Below are 18,025 nucleotides of genomic sequence, written 5' to 3'. Positions count from 1 at the left end.
TGCGCACAGGCGCGGGAGGGACCAACATGCCGGACATGGTGTGGGACCGACACAATGTGTTCATCAGCTACAACCGCGATGAGACGGGGCTTGCGGAGGACGTGCGCCGCGGGCTTGAGCAGGCGGGCTTCCGGTGCTGGATGGATCACAATGTGCCGCTCGGGGTGGAGTTCTGGGATGTGATCTGCCGCGCCATCTCGCGGTCCCAGGCTGTGCTGGTCGTCGCCGGGGATGACACCCGTCGCTCCGACTGGGTGCTCAAGGAGATCGCCCATGCCCTGGCCGAGCAACGTCATGTCGTCCCGGTAATGTTCGGTAACGGGTTGCCGCCCGGGTGGCTGTGGCAAGCAGTAGCCTCCCTGAACCGCCATGAGATCGGGGGAGACACGGGCAAGGGGATCGCTCAACTCGCCAAGAGGCTACGCGAGGATGGCGTTGGCTCGCTCAGGGACCGTCTGGATCACGATCTGCTGTTGGAGCGCCTGGGGCCAGTCCAGTTGGACGGAAACGACCGCGAGCGTCTGAGATGGCTGGCCACAGAGACGGTCCGCCACTTCAGCGGCACCCCGTCCCCAGACTACCCGACCGTCCATGGCCTGCGCCACACCAACGGCATTCTGACGGCGCTGAGTGGCCTGTTGCCCCTGCCGCTGTGCGAGGACCGGGAGGCTGTGTTCGCGCTGGCCGCCGCCGCCTGCCTGCACGACTGGGGCCGCTTCAGTCGCTTCCCCGGTGCCTGCGGGGGCTCGTCTGCGGGGGGACGAGCCAGCCAACGCGGCCAGCACCACTGCCGTTCGCGAGCGGCGGTCTACGAGCTGGCCGGCGAGGCGGAGCTGAGCCCTGACGAAGCGCTGCTCATTGCCGACCTGTGCTACTACCACAACGTCCGCACCAACCTGCACGAGCTGTCAGCCCGACCGGCAGCCGCCGAAGCCGCGGCCCTCTTCCGTCTCGCCAACGCCTGTGACCTGGGGTTGCTGCGCGGGCCCGCCAGCTACTGGCAGCTCTACGGTCAGGCCAACGCGTGGACGGAGACCATCCGCGACCGGTGCTTCCCGTCCGAGCTGCCCAGAGACTGCCGGCCGGCCGAGGGCAGCGGCGAGCAGATCGCCGACGCTGCCTTCTGGATGCGCAGCCAGATGGTCTCGGCGGTCCGCGCGGACCGCCGCGAGCGGGAGATCACCCTCTTCATCACGCAGACAGGGCCAGCCCTGGACCTGGTGTCACGCCAGGCCAGGGGTTACCTGGAGCGGATGCTGCTCCAACTGCGGCCCCTGATTGGCGAGTGGACGGTGACGCCCGACGTCAGCAGGACGTCGGCAGGGCGGCCTGCCTTCACCTGGCAGGACTGCATCCTACTGGGGGCGTCAGCCTATACCGACCCGGAGGCGGTGGTCAGCAGCTCCAGTGCGGTCGCCGACTACGCCATCAGTTCGGCTCTGGCGCTGACGGAGGAGGTGGACCAGCGCCACGTCAGCCCGACTGAAGCTCGCGATACGATGCGCCGGCTGGTCCATGGGATCATCCTGCAGCGGCCGGAACTGCAGTTGCCGCACTGGCTGCGGAGCGAACTGCAGAGAACCGCGAATGTCTCGTTCAAGTTGCTCCGGCGACGCTTCGAGGTGCTCCGGCGCGGCCGGCAGCCTGCTCCGCTGGCCGCGGGACGCCAGGGGTGCTTCCAGTGCGACTACCCGCTGTCGGCCCTGGCCGCGAATGCCTGCGCCAAGCTGCCCGCCGAGGGCGACCTGAGCTTCGTCATCTTCGGCCACAGTCGCCCGGTCCATACGCTCATCCAGCACTGCGTCCTGGCGGGGAGAGAGGTGCGAGTGCTGGTGCCGCTGATGCGCCCCGTCGGCGAGGGCCCGACGCTACAGGCCGTGGAGGAACTCGAGAGGCTCCGCAAGCTCCAGAACCCGGGGCTGACGCTCGAAGTCGTTCCCGACGTGGCTCTGGCTCACCTGTTGACGAGGCCGGAGCACGAGCACACGACAGCCCTCATGGGCTGCGAGGTGTGGATCGGCCGCCAGGACGAACTCGTGGCCAACAGCCTGGGCTGTCTCACCTTCGCCCACATCGTCCACGGCTGCGGCAAGCCCCTATGGGTTCTCGCTGAGCGAGCCAAGAAGCTCACGAGCCTGGTGCCACGGTCGCCCTACCGGAGATCTGACCCGGGGCGGCGAGTTGGGCCGATGCCCGCATCGGCGTACGTCCACGAAGCCGAGGCCTCCGCGTATGTCGCCAGGAGCAGTGAGAGATACCCCCGCTCGGAGACCGTCCCTGCCGGCCTGGTCAGTGCCGTTGTCTCGGAGGACAAGTTCCGTGAGGGCGACGACACCCTCTTCACCCCCCAATCCGTTACGAGGTGCAGGCAGTGCCACCGTATCATCTGATCGCCTTCGACATTGATGACTGTCTCATGCCGCTCAACAGGCCCCCGCAGGACGGCGTGGTGGCGGCCCTGCAGCGTCTGGTCGCCGCAGATGTCCGCCTGGTCTTCGCTTCGGGCAAGCCGTGCGTCTACCTCGCCGGCCTGGCCCGCGGCCTGGGGCTGATGGACACGTCCCTCATTGGCGAGAACGGCGCCGAGATCTGGCTGGGCTCGACCATGCCGGCCGAGCGACTCGCCCAGCCGCTTCGGGCTGACGAACTCGCCGGCCTGGAGAGCGTACGCCAGCGAGTCGCCGAGCGCTATGGTGACCGGGTGTTCCTCCAGCCCAACACTGTCAACGTCACCGCCTTCCCCGGGCCCGGGGCGCCGACGCCGGAGCAGATCGCCGCGGAGGTCGGACCGGGTGACCCCATCTCGCTGCAGCAGTTCGTTCACTCCGACAGCGTGGACTGGGCGGTGCGTCGCTTCAGCAAGGGGGCGGCCCTGTCACTCCTGGCGGCGCACCTGGGGGTGCCCAGGACCCACCTGGCCGCCGTCGGAGACTCGAGCAATGACCTGTCCATGATGCCAGAGGTGGACCTGCCGCTATGGCTAGGCGATCCGGCTCGACTGGGCGATGTCTCTGCCCGCGTGGTGAGTGACATCGTGGCTGCCCTGGCGCTCCTGCAGGAGTGGGTCGGGCTGCCCTGACGCCCCGGCGCAACCTGCCCCGGCGCAATCACCCTTGACAACGCCCCAGTGATTGTACTATTGTACTAGTACAATGTACCTTTCGCTGGACCCCCACTCCGGCACGCCCCTCTATCTGCAGATCAAAGAGCAGATGCGCCTGGCCGTCGCCACGGGCGCTGTCCGGGCCGGAGAGCAGCTCCCCACCGTCCGCGAACTCGCCGCCGAACTCCGCCTCAACCCCAATACCGTCGCTCGCGTCTACCGCGAGTTGCAGGCCGAGGGCCTGCTGGTCTCCCGCCAGGGCAGCGGCACCTTTGTCGCCGACGAGGCGCTGGCCTGCGTGGACCGCCAGACGGCCGACCTCGTGCGCCAGAAGATGCGCGGGATAGTGGCCCTGGGGCTCAGCGTGGGGCTGACGCTGCCTGATCTGCGGCAGGCCTTTGATGAGATCACTGACGAAGCCGGGCAGGCAGGGGTCGTCGGACGTCCCGGTTCACCGCTCAGGCCACGGAGGGATCACGATGAGTGAAGCCGCGATCAGCACCGCTAACCTGTGCCGGCGCTTTGGCCGCGTGGTGGCGGTAGACGAGGTGAGCCTCGCCGTGCCCGAGGGCAGCGTCTACGGCTACCTGGGGCGCAACGGCGCGGGGAAGACGACGACGATCCAGATGCTCATGGGGCTGCTGCTCCCCGACCAGGGCAGCATCCGTGTGATGGGGTACGACCCGTTCAAGCAGGACGTGGCGATGAAGCGGGTCGTGTCGTACGTGCCCGAGCGGGTGCAGATGCCCGACTGGATGACCGTGCAGGGGCTGATGGGCTTTGGCGCTGGGGTGCATCCACGCTGGGACAGGGCGCTGGCTGAGCAGTTGCGCGTGCGGCTGGAGCTGCCGGCCGACCGCAAGCTCGGGCAACTCTCACGGGGGATGCAGGGCAAGGCGGCGCTCATGGCGGCGCTGGCGTCGCGGCCGAAGCTGCTGATCCTCGATGACCCTACGATGGGCCTGGACGCGCTCGTGCGGCGCGAGTTCATGGAGAGCATCGTGGCGGCGCTGGCGGAGACCGGCACGACGGTCTTCTTCTCCTCGCACATCCTGGAGGATGTCGAGCGCGTGGCGGACTGGATCGGCATCCTGCACGAGGGGCGGCTGGTGGTGCAGTCGTCGCTGGAGGACCTGCAGGCGAAGGTGAAGCGGGTCGTCGCCACCTTCCCCGAGCCGTTCCCCCCCTCTCCGGAGCGCGAAGCGCGAGGGAGAGGGGCCGGGGGTGAGGATGCCGTCGGCTTCACCCTCCCCGGCACGTTGCACCGCCAGGACGAAGGGCGGCAGCAAGTCTGGATCGTGAGCGACTATGGCGTGGACACCCTCCAGCGCCTACACGACGCGGGGGCGCTGTCGGCGTATGTCGAGAATCTGTCGCTGGAGGACATCTTCGTGGCGTACGCGCGAGGTGGGGACGCATGATCGGCCTGCTACGCAAGGAGCTGCGCGAGACCATCTGGGTGCCGCTGGGCTTTGTCGCCTTCATGGCCCTCCTGACCGCCATCCTGTACCTGCAGCACTGGTGGAGCAAGGGCACGGCCGGCCTGTACACCATGGGGCTGTGGCTGTTCGTGGCGTACATGGGCTGTGAAGCCTTCGCCGGCGAGGGCGGGCGCGGGATGGTGGAATGGGGCGGGCGGTGGCCGGTGTCGCGGGCGCGCTGGTGGCTCGCCAAGCTGCTGACGCGTGTGGTGACTACGTGCCTCGCCACCGTTCCCGTCGCCCTGGCCGTTGTGTGGTTGTCCGCCCTACACCCGGCACAGTCGGGCGGGAGCACGGGGCTCGGCACGCTGCTGGCCACGCTGCTCGCCACGGTGGGGGTGGGCCTCGTCACGGCGTTCTTCGCCTCGAGCATCACCCGCACGTCGCTGTATGCCTTCGGCCTGACCCTGGTTCTGGGCTACGCCGTCGCCGCGATCTCCGCGGTCCCGGTGGTGGTCGGTACGGTGCTGCGCTTCTCGCGCATGGACCTGGACCCTCGGCTCTCCCTCAAACTGACGCTGGCATTTTGGCTGTGGTCCGTCGTGGCCCTGCTCGCGTCGTCGGTGTATGCCTTCACGACGGCGCCGCTCCTGGACTACGGCCGGCGGGCCAAGCGCGGGCTGCTGGCCGCGACGGTCCTGATTCTGCCCGTGGCGGTTCTGCTGAGCCTCGCCAGTGTGGCCTCCGTGGTGCTGCGCAAGCCCGCACCGCAGGGCGTCATGCAGCCCCAGTTGAGCCCCGATGGCCGCCAGATCGCCTTCGCGGACGGGATGCTCGGGCAGGGCGTGTGGCTGGTCAACGCCGATGGCACGAAGCTGCGCCGGCTGTCGCGCCAGAGGGTGCGTCAGCTCTGCTGGCTCAAGGACAGCCGGCGACTGCTGCTCAGCAATGAGATCGAGACGGTGACCCGCGGGCCCGGCCGCATGCTCACGCGCTCCTGGAGTTCGGCGAACGGCCAGGTGCAGTGGAGTGTGCTGGACACGCAGGCTGCCCGACCCGCCGCGCAACCGGTCTACACCGGGGGGGAGCGCCTGTATGCCTCACCGCAGGGGAAGTACCTGCTCATCGGCGGCCAGATCATCGAGGTTGGCACCTGGCGCGAGATGGGCCAGGTGACCCCGCCCCGCTACGAGCCCTGGCTGGTGACCTGGCTGCCCGACGACAGCGCCATCCTCGTGCGCGAGCACCAGCAGCAGCCGTACCGCGAGGTGCTCAAGCGCATCGCCGTGCCCTCGGGCGCGGTTACGGAGGCAAAGCTGCCCTGGCGGCCACCGGGGGCCAGCCCGGGCCTCGCGATCATCGGCGCCGACCCGCTCTCGCAGAGCACCGTCTGGTTCGCCGGCGACAGCAGCACCTGGACGCCGACACCGCGCAGCCAACAGAAGACGGTCACGCGCACCGTGGACACTGTCGGCCGCGACGGCAAGCGCACGCAGAAGACTGTCACCTATCGCACCAATACCCAGAAGCGCTGGCTGAAGACCACGTTCTTCCGCCTGGACGGCGGACCACGCTTCGAGGTGGCCGGGGTGGAGCCGCTTGACGACGGCCTGTCCCCGGAGGGGCGATACTGCCTGGTCAGCGATGGGGAGCGCCCCTACCTCGAGGAGCCGCCCCGGTCGGGGCGGGTGGCTTTGCTGGACCTGGCCTCCGGCCGGGTAGGGCCCTGGTTCACCCTCCCCGCCGCCACGTGGCATAGTCAGCTGGAGGGCCCGGTGTGGTCGCCGGATGAGCGGCGGCTGGTGCTCATGCTGGAGCAATGGGAGGGCCAACAGTCGGCGAGTAAGCTGATCCTCCTGGAGGCCTCGGGCCAGATGAGGACCATCCCCGCCGGCCAGTTGGGCGGGTTCGCCTCGGGGGGGCTGGTGGGCTGGACGGCCACCGGCGAGTTCGTCATGCAGCGCGATGACGAGACCCTGGTCGCCCTCACTCCGGATGGCCAGGAGCGCACGATCGTGCAGGCCCACAGTTGGCTGACGGACGAGATGGAGAGGTCCCGGAAGAAGCCCAAAGCCCCGTCACGTCCCGGCCCGGGAGCCCAACCGTGAGGGCCCTGTTGGTCAAAGAGCTGCGGGAAGTGCTCCTGCCCGCGCTGCTGGCGTGGGGGGCCATGGTGCTGATGGCCCTGCTGGATGTGCGTGCGCACCGCTTCCGCGGGCAGGACCTGGGCAGCAGCCTGTGGTTCTACATCGTGCTCAGCTTCGCCCTGGCGCTGTTCGGAGGCGCGCAGGCCCTGGCCCGCGAAAGCCGCGCCCAGCAGGTCTTCCTGGCCTCCTGGCCGCTCCGCCGGGGGGCGGTGTGGGGCCTGAAGGCTGCGGCCGGAGCCGCCACAGCCGCTGCGGCCATCGGGCTGGGGTATGCCTGCTGCGTGGCGATCGTGGGCCCGCAGGCGCAGCAGGTGTGGAGCCTGCCGCTAGGGCTGGCCGAGGCGCGTCAGGTGCAGCACTGCTTCGTCGCGCTGCTGGCCAGCGCGTACACGCTGGGGTTGCTGTCGTCGGCGCTGGTAGGATCGCCGCCCATGGCGGCGGGCCTGGCGGCTGTGACAGCCCTGGCGCTGGGCGACCTCGCCACCGTCGCCTTCCGGGTCGGCGCGCGCGGGATCACACCATGGCCGGGGGCCATCGCGCTGGTGCTGGCCGGGGCGGGCCTGCTTGCCGCCGCCCTGGCCTGGGTGCGTCTGCCGCTGCTGGAGACCGGCCGGCGACGGCTCTGCTCACTGAGCCTGCTCGTGGTCTTCACCGCCATGGGGGTGCTGGCGCTGCTCATCGCCTGGTGGTAGAGCGCCGGCGCGTCCGGGAGGTCCGCACCCACGCCAGACAGGTATTCGCTCTCCCCGCAGTGAACACTCCGCGCGTTGTGTGCACCCATGCCTTGCGCGGAGTTGACCTGATGGCCTCAGCCGACCTCCTCTTGCAGCACTTGCCTGACCTGCCCCTGTCACGTCTCGGCGGTGACGAGCCTGCCGGGCTATGGATCATGTCCCTTCCCTGGCCGCGAGCCGCGGCACAGGCGCCCGCCCTGAACGGGAAGCCTACCTATGTCACGCCCCTCGGCCAGTGGCCCGGCGAGCCCGAGGGCTCGCCCCGTCGCCTGCTCATGATCGCCGACGGCGGCGACACCGCCCCCGAGCAGTTGCACCTGACCGCCCCCGCCGCTCCCCAGGCCGCGCCGCCGACCGCCGAGATGGAGCTGTTCGCCCGCTGCCAGGAGGAGGGTCTCATGTGGGAGCGGCACGTGCTGAAGCTCAGCCATGGCGACAAGTCCATCGGGATCGCGATGGGCCTGCGCTTGGGGCGGGCTGGAAGCCCGCACTGCGGGGACGAGGAGATGCACCGGGATGAGGAAGTGCATTGGTGGGAAGCCTGCCGGCTCATCGTGTTGGAGGAGACGCCGGAGTGCCGCCTCGTCGAGATGGGCGGCGTCATCCCGCGGCTGCCCTTCCTGAAGGAGGAGGCCCTCGGCCAGGGTTACGCCTACCACCTGCTCCACAAGCACAACTGGCTCAACGGACGCATCACCGCGCGCCTGCACAGCAACGGCGTGTGCGAGATCTTCGCCCACCACATCAACAGCAAGTTCTTCGACGATGGGGCCGACCTGGAGGATGTCGTGCCGGTGATCGGCTTCCGCGTGACGGAGGAACCCGAAGACCAGGGCGAATGGACCGGGCAGAAGCCCTTCCCCGAGATCGGCGGGGTGCGCTTCGATGTGAGTGAGGCGGCGCGGCTGGCGACGCCGGAGCAGCCGGGACGGCTGGAGTTCGTGCCGCTGGAAGGCGACGGCGTCCCACCCCCCGGCCCCCTCCCCACAGGGGAGGGGGAGAACGGCAACGGCAACGGCAACGGCAACGGCAACGGGAACGGCAACGGCGACGGCTTTCTCGTCTGGCAGCCGTACATGGGCGTCGAGGTGTACAGCGGGAACTGGAGCCGGCAGATCAACCAGGATAGCTTCATCTGGCATGCCGAGGACCATCTGTTCCCGCGCGGCATGGCGCGGACGCTGCGCTTCACGCTGAGCCTGTCGGACCGCTCACCGCGCGTGGTGCGCTACCTGCCGCCCGCCTGGTGGTATGGCGTGTGCGAGGACTTCCTGCCCGAGTCGCTCCTGCCGGTCAGCAACGCCTATGACCGCACGCTGGACGCCTGCCGCGACTACTGCCGGCAGTTCATCGTCAAGGGCGGCTTCGAGGACGGGGCCTTGCCGCGGCACGCCAGCGCCGAGGCCCAGGCGGCCGCCAGCGGCCGCAGCGAGGCCGGTTGGGAGGGCGAGGCGCCGTGGGCCATGTTCCTGCTGGCCTACCTGTCCGGTGTGGGCGAGGACTACGACAACGCCCTACGCTCCGCCTGGCACTTCACCGATGTGGCGATTGACCACTCGGCCAAGCTCGTCCGCATGCACGGCTTCGGCGGCCATGCCTTCGCCCCGCCCATGAACCGCGTCCTGGGCACCATCGCGGCTTACCTGGAGACGGGCGTGCCGTATCTGCTGGAGGCCGCGCAGGCTGTGGTGGACAACGCCCACTGGGTGCAGAAGAACTCCTGGCCGCGCCTGGCTGTCGGCCGCGACGGCAAGTACGTCCGCAGCGCCACCATGCTCTATCGCTACTTCGGCGAGGAGCACTACCGCCGCCTCGCCCACGCCGGAGCCGTCATGGTGGCCCAGTCGCAGCGGCCCAACGGCAGCTTCGGCGACCAAGCCGGCGGCAGCGGCATCCACCAGTGGGGCTGCTACATCACCAAGCCCTGGATGGCCCTGATGGCCACCGAGGGCGTCCTGGACTACCTGGAGCTGTTCCCCGATGATGAGGTCCTGCTGGCGTGCATCAAGCGCTGCGCGGACTGGCTGATGGCGGCGCGTTTCGACCATCGGGGCGTCATGGGCTGGAGCTACCAGCACGACTTCAACGGCGAGCCGCGCCATCTCGACCTGCACAGTGGCCGCCTGCTGCAGCTCTGCACGCCCGAGGACCCCATGTTCCACCAGAACTCGCTGGGGCGGCTGCTGGGCTATTGCGCCATGCGCTTCGGCCAGCCGGAGTACCTCGACGCCTGGGCCGAGAGCTACGCCGCCAACCCGGGCGCCTCGGGCGATCACGGCGTCGTTACCTCGGCCCACCCGATCCCGTGGCTGCAGGCGAAGCTGTGGAACGCGCGCCTGACGGCGCAGGGCGTCACGACGGAGCCCTTCGGGTTCGGCCCGCGCACCGAGACGGAAGCCGTTGTGCTGACGCCGGGCGGGCCGATGCCGGTGAAGCTGGAGGGATAGGGCGGCCGGGACGCGAAACAGCCGTGCAGATCGCGTGGGGCAAGGATGTCGCGTGGGGGCGCGTGTCCTCACGCGCCCAATGAGGGCTGCGGGTGTGAGGACACACCCGGCCACGCGACCAGTTGCGGGTGCGAGGACACACCCGCCCACGCGGCAGATCGAAAGGTGCATCAGCAGTCATGCAACGTGTTTGTGTCATCGGCCTCGGCCCCATCGGGAACCGACATGCCGACATCCATCAGGAGAACCCCCTCGCCCAGCTCGTGGGCGTGTGCGACATCATCCGGGAGCGCGCCGACGCAGCCGCCGCGCGTCTGGGCGTGCCGGCGTTCTACGACGCGCCGACGATGTTGGCTGAACTGCAGCCGGACATCTGCAGCATCGCCACCGGCGGCGAGGAGTACGGCAGCGACCATGCCCTGCCCACCATCCAGGCGCTTGAGGCCGGCAGCCATGTCCTGTGCGAAAAGCCCATCTCCAACGACATCGCCGATGCCGTAAAGATGGTCGAGACCGCGCGGCGGATGAACCGCTGCTTCGGCATTGACCTCAACCACCGCTTCAACCCGGCCCACCGGCTGGCCAAGCAGTGGGTGGACGAGGGGCGGCTGGGCCACCTGCTGTTCATCAACATGGGCATGTGGATCATGAACCCGCGCGAAAGCTCGCCCTACTTTCAGCTCAAGGCGCTCCACCCGCACACGGTGGACATCATGCGCTACTTCTGCGGCGACATCGAGGCGGTCCAGTGCTTCGCCACCAAGGCCCCGGGCCGGAAGATCTGGTCCACGGCGCAGTTCAACATGCGCTTTGCCAATGGCGTGGTGGGGTCGCTGACGGGGAGCTATGACATCGCGCGCGGGCACCCGATGGAGCGCTGCGAAGTCGCCGGCACGGGCGGGCGCTTCGTCATCGAGGACATCTTCAAGCAGGTCACGCTCTATCCAGCCGGCAGCCTGGAGAAGATCGTCTACACCGAGCCCTCGCTGTTCGGCGGGATGCGCGACTTCGTGGACACCTTCCGCGACCGCATCAAGCGGTTCGTGCAGCAGGTGGACGAGGGCGTGGCCCCCGAGGACATAGACGGCTCCGGCGCCGACGGTCTGGCGGCCCAGAAGGTCCTGGCCGCGGCCATTGAGTCGTTGGAGACCGAGACGGTGGTGAGGGTGAAGTAGAGAGTATGTATCTGCCTCACCCGGTGCTCGTGGCGCGATTGCCGGGTGAGGCAGAGCAGAGCCGTGCCGTAGCCGCTACTTCAGCATCCCCAGCAGCTCCACCCGCACGGCCTCGAGCTCCAGCCACGACCGCGTGTAGTCCTGCACGCCGCGCACGGCCTTCCGCCCGACGGCTTCCATCTTCGCCTGCGCCTGCGCGCGCGTTAGCCCCTGCTTCATGAGCCTGTCGCGCACCATGAACATCAGTTCGCAGTCCTCCAGCCCCTCCCGCTCCGCCTCGTAGCGCAGTGAGCTGTTGGCGATGAAGCGCTTGCTGGGCCAGCAGATGTACTGGTCGCCTGGCGAGTTCAGGCTCGTCAGCGGGATGTGCCAGTGGTTCAGCGCCCAGTGCAGGTAGCCGTCCGTGTCGTCCAGCGCGTTGAGCCAATGCAGCACGCGCGGCTTGATCGCGCTGCTATCAATCATGCGGTTGGGGAACTTGCCCTGCGGCACCCACGCGATGTACGTCCACACCTTGTTCCCCGCTGCCTGTGCCTGGCGGTACTGATCGTGCCACTGGTCGAAGTAGTTCAGTTGTGGCACCCAGATCTCCAACGAGCCTTGCAGGTCCGGCACGTGGATGGCGTCAAGGCGCGGGAGCTTCGGCGCGGCGGCATGGACGCGGGCGGACAGCTCCCGGTAGCTCTCCAAGTTCACCGGGATCGGCTCGTCGGCGACGTGGACGCAGAACTTGTCGAGCAGCCCCAGCTTCTCAATGTGATCCTGCAACGCCGGGAGCAAGTCCACGCAGTCCATGTTGGGCGCCGCCTGGCCGGTCGCCAGGTCGCGCACGGACTGCCGGTGCGAGCCCATGGTCGGGCATTCCCAGTCGCCCGTGGTGCGCGAGCCCATGTGGCTTAGGCAGAAGAGCTGGTCCACGCCCGCGGCCTGGAAGGTGCGGATGAAGCGGTCGAAGTCGCGGAAGTCGTGCCGCAGCTTGCCGTCCTGGTCGCGCCACGTGCGCACCATGCTCCAGGGCACGACGACCACGCGCTGGTGATGGGTGCGCATGAGCCGACCGAGCTGATACAGCACTCGCCAACCGTCGGCGGAGCGCTCCGGCACGCCGAACTCCTGGCACGGGTCGCCCCACGAGAACCAGTAGACGAAGGGCAGGCGGACGGGGTCGGGGAGGGCGATGGGCGAGACGGTGCACGAGACTGGGATCGCGACCTGTCCCTCGGCCGACCGAACCCGGACCTCGAAGCTCCAGTCGCCCGGGACGGCGTTGCGGCCGGCCATCAGGCGCACGAAGACCGGTTGGGCCTGGCCGGCGGGCAGATCACGCACCACGTCGTCGCTGATCTCGTCCGGGTAGTCGCCCGGAGCCGGCCAGACCAGCTCTTCCTTGGGGGTGGCGATGGAGTTCTTGTCCAGGTGAACGTAGTTGACGAAGGCGGCGCGACCGAAAACGTAGCTCATGCGCTGATGGGTGGGGAAGACCGTCACGGAGACACCGTGCAGGTCGCGCGGCGGCTTGACGACGACCTGTAGCGTCTTGGTCTGCCCGCGCATGAGCACCGGCTTGAGAGCCGGCGACGTGGCCGGAGGCTCGGCGTTACGAGCGACGTTCTCTGTCGGCGCGACCAGCCACGTAGAGCAGTCCGTCAGTGTGGCGCTCGACTGCTCCGGCGGCACGTCTACCCAGCCGATCTCGCCGACATTGCCGGCCGCGTCCGTACAGCGCACGCCCACCCGTTGCGCGACCTGGTTCTCGAGGTTCAGTAGCTCGGGATTGTCCGGGTCGAGGGCTGGTTCGCGTATCGTCAGCGTCTTGACGACCTTGGCCGTCTCGCCCTCACCGGGCACGACAAACTCGACGCGCCTCACATCAGCGTCGAGCACATGCGGCTGCCACCGGCAACTCAGCGTCGTGCCGACCCGCGCCACGTCCAGCCACCCCGGCCTGGGGGCCTGCCGGTCCAGCACCTGCGCGGTCACTTCCGGTCCCAGCGCCGAGGCCTCGCCATCGCCGTTGATGACCTGCGCCGCCACGTAATATGTCTTCCCGACCTCGAGCGACTGGATCGTCGCCCGGGCCTCGTCCAGGTCGAGAACGCCCTGCGGCAGCGGCGTCTGCACCTGCGCCAGCGGCTTCTCCTCACAGTACACGAGCAGTTGCAGCGCACCCTCGGTGAGGCTCTCCGGGTCGCACGTCACCTGCAGGCAGCCCTCCTGCCCCGGCGGCGTCTCGGCGCTGATCTGCGGCGGCTGCGGCGAGGGGTAGCCCGTCTTCTCGCGCGCCATCGCGAGGTCATCGAACCACGCGGTGCCGTTGTTCGGCTCGCCGGTCAGCAGGTCGAGGTGCACCGACCGCGCTTCCTTCGGCGCCTCGACGACGGTGTCGAACTGCTTCCAGTCCTGCGTGCCGGTGACACTGCCGGCCTGGTCGCCGCGCAGCCACTTGTTCTCCTTGCTCATCCACTCACACAGGATGGTGGCGTGGGTCGTGAGGTTCTCGCACTTGATCCACCCCGTGACGCGGTACTTGCCGGGATTGACGGCGAAGACTTGCATGGCGATGCCGCGTTTGCCGCCGCCGATGATCTTCAGACACTTGCTGCCGTTGCGGCCTTCGCCCTCGACGACGGTTGCCTGCGACAGCCCGGCGCCCGGCGGCTTGGCGTACCAGTCGTGCGACAGCGACCAGTTGGCGGCCCCTTGCTCGAAGTCGCCATTGCTGATGAGGCTGCCCGTCGCAGCGAGAGCGGCCAGTCCGAGTAGGCCGAGCGTGGCGTGGGTCACGATGATCACCTGTGTCCGTGGTAGTAGCGCCCTACAGTCCCTTGTGGAATCGTTCCGTCAGTCTACAGAGACTTCCTGCAGGAGCACACCGCACGCGCCGCGAAGGGCATCGCATACCCGTCGGGCACGAAGGAGTACACCATGGTTCACCGCCCCTACGATTCCGCCAGGGACAAGCTTGCCTGCCTGCGCATCTGGAAGGAGGTCGGGTGGGTTCAGAGCGACGACGCCGAGGGGCTGGACTGGTTCTGGACCAACGGCGGCAAGGCCTTCGTGGCCGAGATGGGCGGCGAGGCGGAGTGCCTCGTGACCAGCGCGCCGGGGGATGTGCGCTATCAGGACGAGTTGCTGCCCTTTGGCTGCATCACCGGCGTGACCACGAGCCGCGTGGGCCGCAAGCAGCACCTGGCCGGGCGGCTCACGGCCGCCACCGTGGCCGACTGCGTCGCCGACGGCGCCATCGTCGTGGGCCTGGGGATGTTCGAGCAGGGCTTCTACAACCGCCTGGGCTTCGGCACCGGCGCCTACGAGCACCGCATCACGCTCCCGACCCCGGAGCTCAAGGTGGACGTGACGCCGCGCGTGCCGAAGCGCCTGACGCTCGACGACTGGGAAGCCATCCACGCCGCGCGCCTGAAGCGCCGCCGGCAACACGCCTCGGGCAGCCTCCATCCAGCGGCCTTCACGCGCGGTCGCATGCACGACACGAGCGGCACCGCCTTTGGTCTGGGCTATGCCGATGATCCCGATGGCGGCCTCACGCACCTGGTCTGGTGCACGACCGGCAACGTCGCCCGCGGCCCCTATGAGGTGAGGTACCTCGTCTACCGCACGCGCGAGCAGTTCCTCGAACTCATGGCGCTGCTCAAGTCGCTTGGCGACCAGGTCTTCTCGATCACGCTGCATGAGCCGTCCGAGGTCCAGCTTCAGGACCTGGTACACCAGCCCTTCCGCAACCTCGACGTGACGCGTGGGTCCAGCCACGCGACCAAGCTGGACGCCGCGGCCTGGTGGCAGATGCGCATCTGCGACCTGCCGGCATGCCTGGCGCAGACGCACCTGTGTGGCAAGCCGGTGCGCTTCAACCTCAAGCTGAGCGACCCGATCGAGCACTATCTGGCCGCGGAGGCGCCGTGGCGGGGCGTGGCCGGGGAGTACGTCGTGACGCTGGGGCCCGAGTCGTCGGTCTGCCCGGGCGAGGACGCGGCTCTGCCGACGATGCAGACGACAGTCAATGCCTTCACGCGGCTATGGTTGGGGGTGCGGCCGGCGAGCGGGCTGGCGATGACGGATGACATGACGGCGCCGGAGGGGCTCCTCGAGGCGCTGGATGCCCTGATCCGCCTGCCTGTGCCGCGGGCGGACTGGGATTACTAGAGGGCGTGTGTCGCCCCCCGCGGGGGCGGCACACGCTCACTCCTGCGCGCTCGCGCGTTGCGCCGCCTCCCACAGGCCCTTCTCGCTCTCGCCCACCGGCGCCGTGCAGTGCTCGATCACGTTGCCCCGGATGACGTTCGGCAGCGGCTTGCCGAACGGATCGGGGTAGAGCGACAGCCCGACGCTGCCGGTCTCATCGAACCCGCTGATCTGGTTGCCGAGGATCTGGAACAGGCCCTTGACGACCACCGCTTCCCGCACGCACGTCGCTGTCCCCCGCGTGATGACGTTGCCGCTGAACCGGCACGCCGCGCCGCCGTAGCTGTCGAGGATGACCGGGCTCAGGCAGCCGGTGATGGTGTTGCCCACGATCCGCCAGTTGGTGGGGTAGGGCGGGAAGGCCTCGAAAACCTCCCCCACCTTCGTCGGGCGCGACTCGCGCAGCGTGAACCGCAGCGTCTTGGGGTCGAAAGCCTCCACGACGGACTGATCGCCAGGCTTGCCGTCCCTCATCCACACCAAGTGCCAGCCCCGGTAGCAGTCCGAGTCCGCCCACTCGTTGGGCAGACCGTCCTGCACGAACGTCTTGTCGTCCGCCGCCTCAGTGATCCGTCCCCGTAGCCTCGTGGTCACGATCCCCCGTCCGCAGTTCTCAATCAGGTTGTCATGTACCTGGGCGTTCAGGGCTTGCTCGCCGATGACGATGCCGGTGACGCGCGCGTCGGTCTGCCCACGCACGTAAATGTGGTTGTCATGGACGATCGTGCCGGGGGCGGTCACGGTGATGGCCGTGCAAGGCTTGGGCTTGTCGCCCTGGCAGGTCATGTCAATGATGTTGTTGCTGACCGTGATGTTCTTGGAGGGGTACGAAGTCGGCACGGTGTAGCTGCTGGCGTTGATGGCCGGGCCGTTGTAGTTGATGAACAGGTTGTCGGAGATGACCACCTCGCCCGCGCCGTGGTTGACCGCCACCCCCTCGGCCCGGCCGATGCCCTCGAACACATTGCCGCTGACAATGGCCTGTCCGCAGCCGAGCTGGTGCAGGTCCTCGGCGCGATGGCTCATGTCGCCGATGGTGAACGGCCCGGCGTTGCGCACGTAGTTGTTCTGCAGGCGAATGAACCGCGCCGGGCCCTCGTACGCGTGCCAGCCCACCCCGTCCACGCGCGACTGCAGCAGGTAGATGTTCTCGGAGACGTCGTTGTTGTTGAAGCCGTTGGCGGCGCAGTCAATGGCTGAGCAGCGCAGCCACGTCAGCGACTTGGTCAGTTGCCTGGGCTCGTTGGTGCTGGTGCGCATGGCGCCCTGGCAGTAGAAGGCCTCCGAGGCCATGCGCCGGGCGTGGCAGTTCTCGATGAGCACCCGCTCGGTGCTGGTGACGGTGATGGCGCTACAGCTCTTGAGGGCGCAGGCCCAGAAGCTGTCCACGCCGTTGGACATGCGGAAGGAGCCGGCCTTCTCGGCCAGGCCGGTATGCCCCAGGAGCGTGAAGTTGCGGATGGTGACATCGCCGCCAGCCTGCACCGCCAGGCAGGAGCCGACTCCGTCGCTGAGATCGAGTGTGACGTTGCCGGCGCTCTGTCCCTCGATGGTGATGTTGGCATTGGCGACGCGCAGGCTGCCGGCCAGGCGGTAGTACCCGGCGGGGAAGTACAGGTTGCGCTTCTCCTTGACCGCCTTGTTGATCGCGTCCTGCAGGGCCCAGGTGTCGTGGTGGCGCACCGCGGCCCCGGTGAAGGAGCGATTGGGGACGTCGCGGAGCGTGAGCTTGTTGCCCTCCGCCTTCTCGATCACGGTCGTGAGTTGGTCGCGCGCGGCGAAGGATACCATGTGGCTGATCTTCCACTCCTGCCGCTTGAGCTTCACCTCCACCCCGTTGCTCAGCGCCTGCCAGTCGTACGTGACCGGCACCTTGTTGCCCTTCCACGTGCGCGCCAGGTCGTCGCTCCAGCGGAAGGTCGCCGGGCTTTCGCCGTCTACCTCCAGCAAGTACACAATCCAGCTCCCGGCGCTGCCGTCATAGCCCCGGATCTCGACACTGTCGGCGAGCGGCACGGACTTGCTGTAGGGGCTGCCCGGGCCATACAGTCGCGGGTTGTCGTAGCGGACGTTGACGCGGCTGAGGACGATCCCCTGCCCGGCCCTGAAGTCGCCCGGGTCGGCGACGGTGATCTCTTTGGAGCCCGCAGTGACGGTGGCCGTCGTCTCGAAGTTCGAGCCGGAGGCTTCGCAGTCGGCCACGCTGAGCCACCGGCCATCGCTCCGCTTCTGCTCGTCCATCTCCCAGCGGACGTTGTCTATCGTGTAGACCACATCGCGCGCCGGGCGGCCGACGTAGAAGCACAGGTTTGCCACGCGGGTGAGGTCCCAGCCGAAGCCCCGGACGTCGAGCGTGAGGTCCTTGTGCCATCCGGGCCCCAGCCGGCCGAGCGACTGCGTCGTGGCGCCCTTGTTCCCCTCAATGCAGAGCTGGGCGCCGTAGTCGAATTCCTCCGCACTCTCGACGTACAGATCCATGACGAGGTACTGCCGCGCCGACCAGTTCGACTCGGTCTTGGGGATCAGGAAGAGCGCCGGCCAGGAGGGCTGGTCCGAGCCCTTGGCGACCACGCGCAGGGCCCACTCGCCGTCGCTGGCGTGTTCCTTCACACGCGTGAAGGAGATGTTCGTGTTCTGGACCGTGAACGGGTTGTCGGCTTCCGTCTCGAAGGAGGCGATCTTGCCCATGCACGGGGCGGGGGCCTGGGGCGCCGGGGCCTGGGCGAGCGCATAGGAGACGAGGGCCGCCGCCACTGTGACGAGAGTAGGCTTCATGCGAGTCCTCCCGAGACGAACGG

General features: G+C 68.5%; 11 protein-coding genes. 9 read left to right on the top strand and 2 right to left on the bottom strand.

The window, feature by feature from the left end; translation table 11 throughout:
- Positions 1-26: 26 nt before the first annotated feature.
- The 8 genes from LLH23_18010 (at position 27) to LLH23_17975 (ending at position 11,027) form a co-directional block, all read left to right on the top strand.
- The gene (locus LLH23_18010) at positions 27-2,390 is read left to right on the top strand and encodes a toll/interleukin-1 receptor domain-containing protein (protein ID MCE5240364.1); all 2,364 of its coding nucleotides are present in this window, start codon (positions 27-29) and stop codon (positions 2,388-2,390) included.
- Positions 2,372-3,079: an HAD-IIB family hydrolase gene (locus LLH23_18005; GenBank protein MCE5240363.1), complete on the top strand. Its 708-nt coding sequence runs from the start codon at positions 2,372-2,374 to the stop codon at positions 3,077-3,079. The genes LLH23_18010 and LLH23_18005 overlap by 19 nt, the downstream gene beginning before the upstream one ends.
- A 73-nt stretch (positions 3,080-3,152) precedes the next feature.
- Positions 3,153-3,590 carry a GntR family transcriptional regulator gene (locus tag LLH23_18000; protein ID MCE5240362.1) on the top strand — a complete coding sequence of 146 codons (438 nt, stop codon included), beginning with the start codon at positions 3,153-3,155 and terminating at the stop codon, positions 3,588-3,590.
- Complete coding sequence (locus LLH23_17995) at positions 3,583-4,524, top strand: ABC transporter ATP-binding protein (GenBank protein ID MCE5240361.1); 942 nt, start codon at positions 3,583-3,585, stop codon at positions 4,522-4,524. The genes LLH23_18000 and LLH23_17995 overlap by 8 nt, the downstream gene beginning before the upstream one ends.
- Positions 4,521-6,632, top strand: coding sequence for a hypothetical protein (locus LLH23_17990; protein ID MCE5240360.1), 2,112 nt, complete (start codon positions 4,521-4,523; stop codon positions 6,630-6,632). The genes LLH23_17995 and LLH23_17990 overlap by 4 nt, the downstream gene beginning before the upstream one ends.
- Positions 6,629-7,363 (top strand): hypothetical protein, encoded by a 735-nt coding sequence (locus tag LLH23_17985; GenBank protein MCE5240359.1) that lies wholly within the window; start codon positions 6,629-6,631, stop codon positions 7,361-7,363. The genes LLH23_17990 and LLH23_17985 overlap by 4 nt, the downstream gene beginning before the upstream one ends.
- A gap of 110 nt (positions 7,364-7,473) precedes the next feature.
- A complete protein-coding gene (locus LLH23_17980) occupies positions 7,474-9,852 on the top strand; it encodes a hypothetical protein (GenBank protein MCE5240358.1) in 2,379 nt (792 codons plus the stop codon).
- A gap of 179 nt (positions 9,853-10,031) precedes the next feature.
- Positions 10,032-11,027, top strand: a complete 996-nt coding sequence (locus LLH23_17975) for a Gfo/Idh/MocA family oxidoreductase (protein ID MCE5240357.1) — start codon at positions 10,032-10,034, stop codon at positions 11,025-11,027.
- 75 nt (positions 11,028-11,102) lie between these two features.
- On the opposite strand, the gene LLH23_17970 is transcribed toward LLH23_17975, so the two are convergent.
- Positions 11,103-13,811: a DUF4091 domain-containing protein gene (locus LLH23_17970; GenBank protein MCE5240356.1), complete on the bottom strand. Its 2,709-nt coding sequence runs from the start codon at positions 13,809-13,811 to the stop codon at positions 11,103-11,105.
- A gap of 141 nt (positions 13,812-13,952) precedes the next feature.
- Between LLH23_17970 and LLH23_17965 the strand changes: the two genes are divergently transcribed.
- On the top strand, positions 13,953-15,188 hold the full coding sequence (locus LLH23_17965; GenBank protein MCE5240355.1) for a GNAT family N-acetyltransferase: 1,236 nt from the start codon (positions 13,953-13,955) through the stop codon (positions 15,186-15,188).
- A gap of 36 nt (positions 15,189-15,224) precedes the next feature.
- Here LLH23_17965 and LLH23_17960 read toward each other — a convergent pair whose 3' ends face one another.
- Positions 15,225-18,002, bottom strand: coding sequence for a right-handed parallel beta-helix repeat-containing protein (locus LLH23_17960; protein MCE5240354.1), 2,778 nt, complete (start codon positions 18,000-18,002; stop codon positions 15,225-15,227).
- Positions 18,003-18,025: the final 23 nt, after the last annotated feature.

It is taken from the genome of bacterium (assembly GCA_021372615.1).
Taxonomy (GTDB): domain Bacteria; phylum Armatimonadota; class Zipacnadia; order Zipacnadales; family UBA11051; genus JAJFUB01.
Note: the sequence above shows the minus strand (reverse complement) of the source record. Positions and strands in the feature narration are given on the sequence as shown.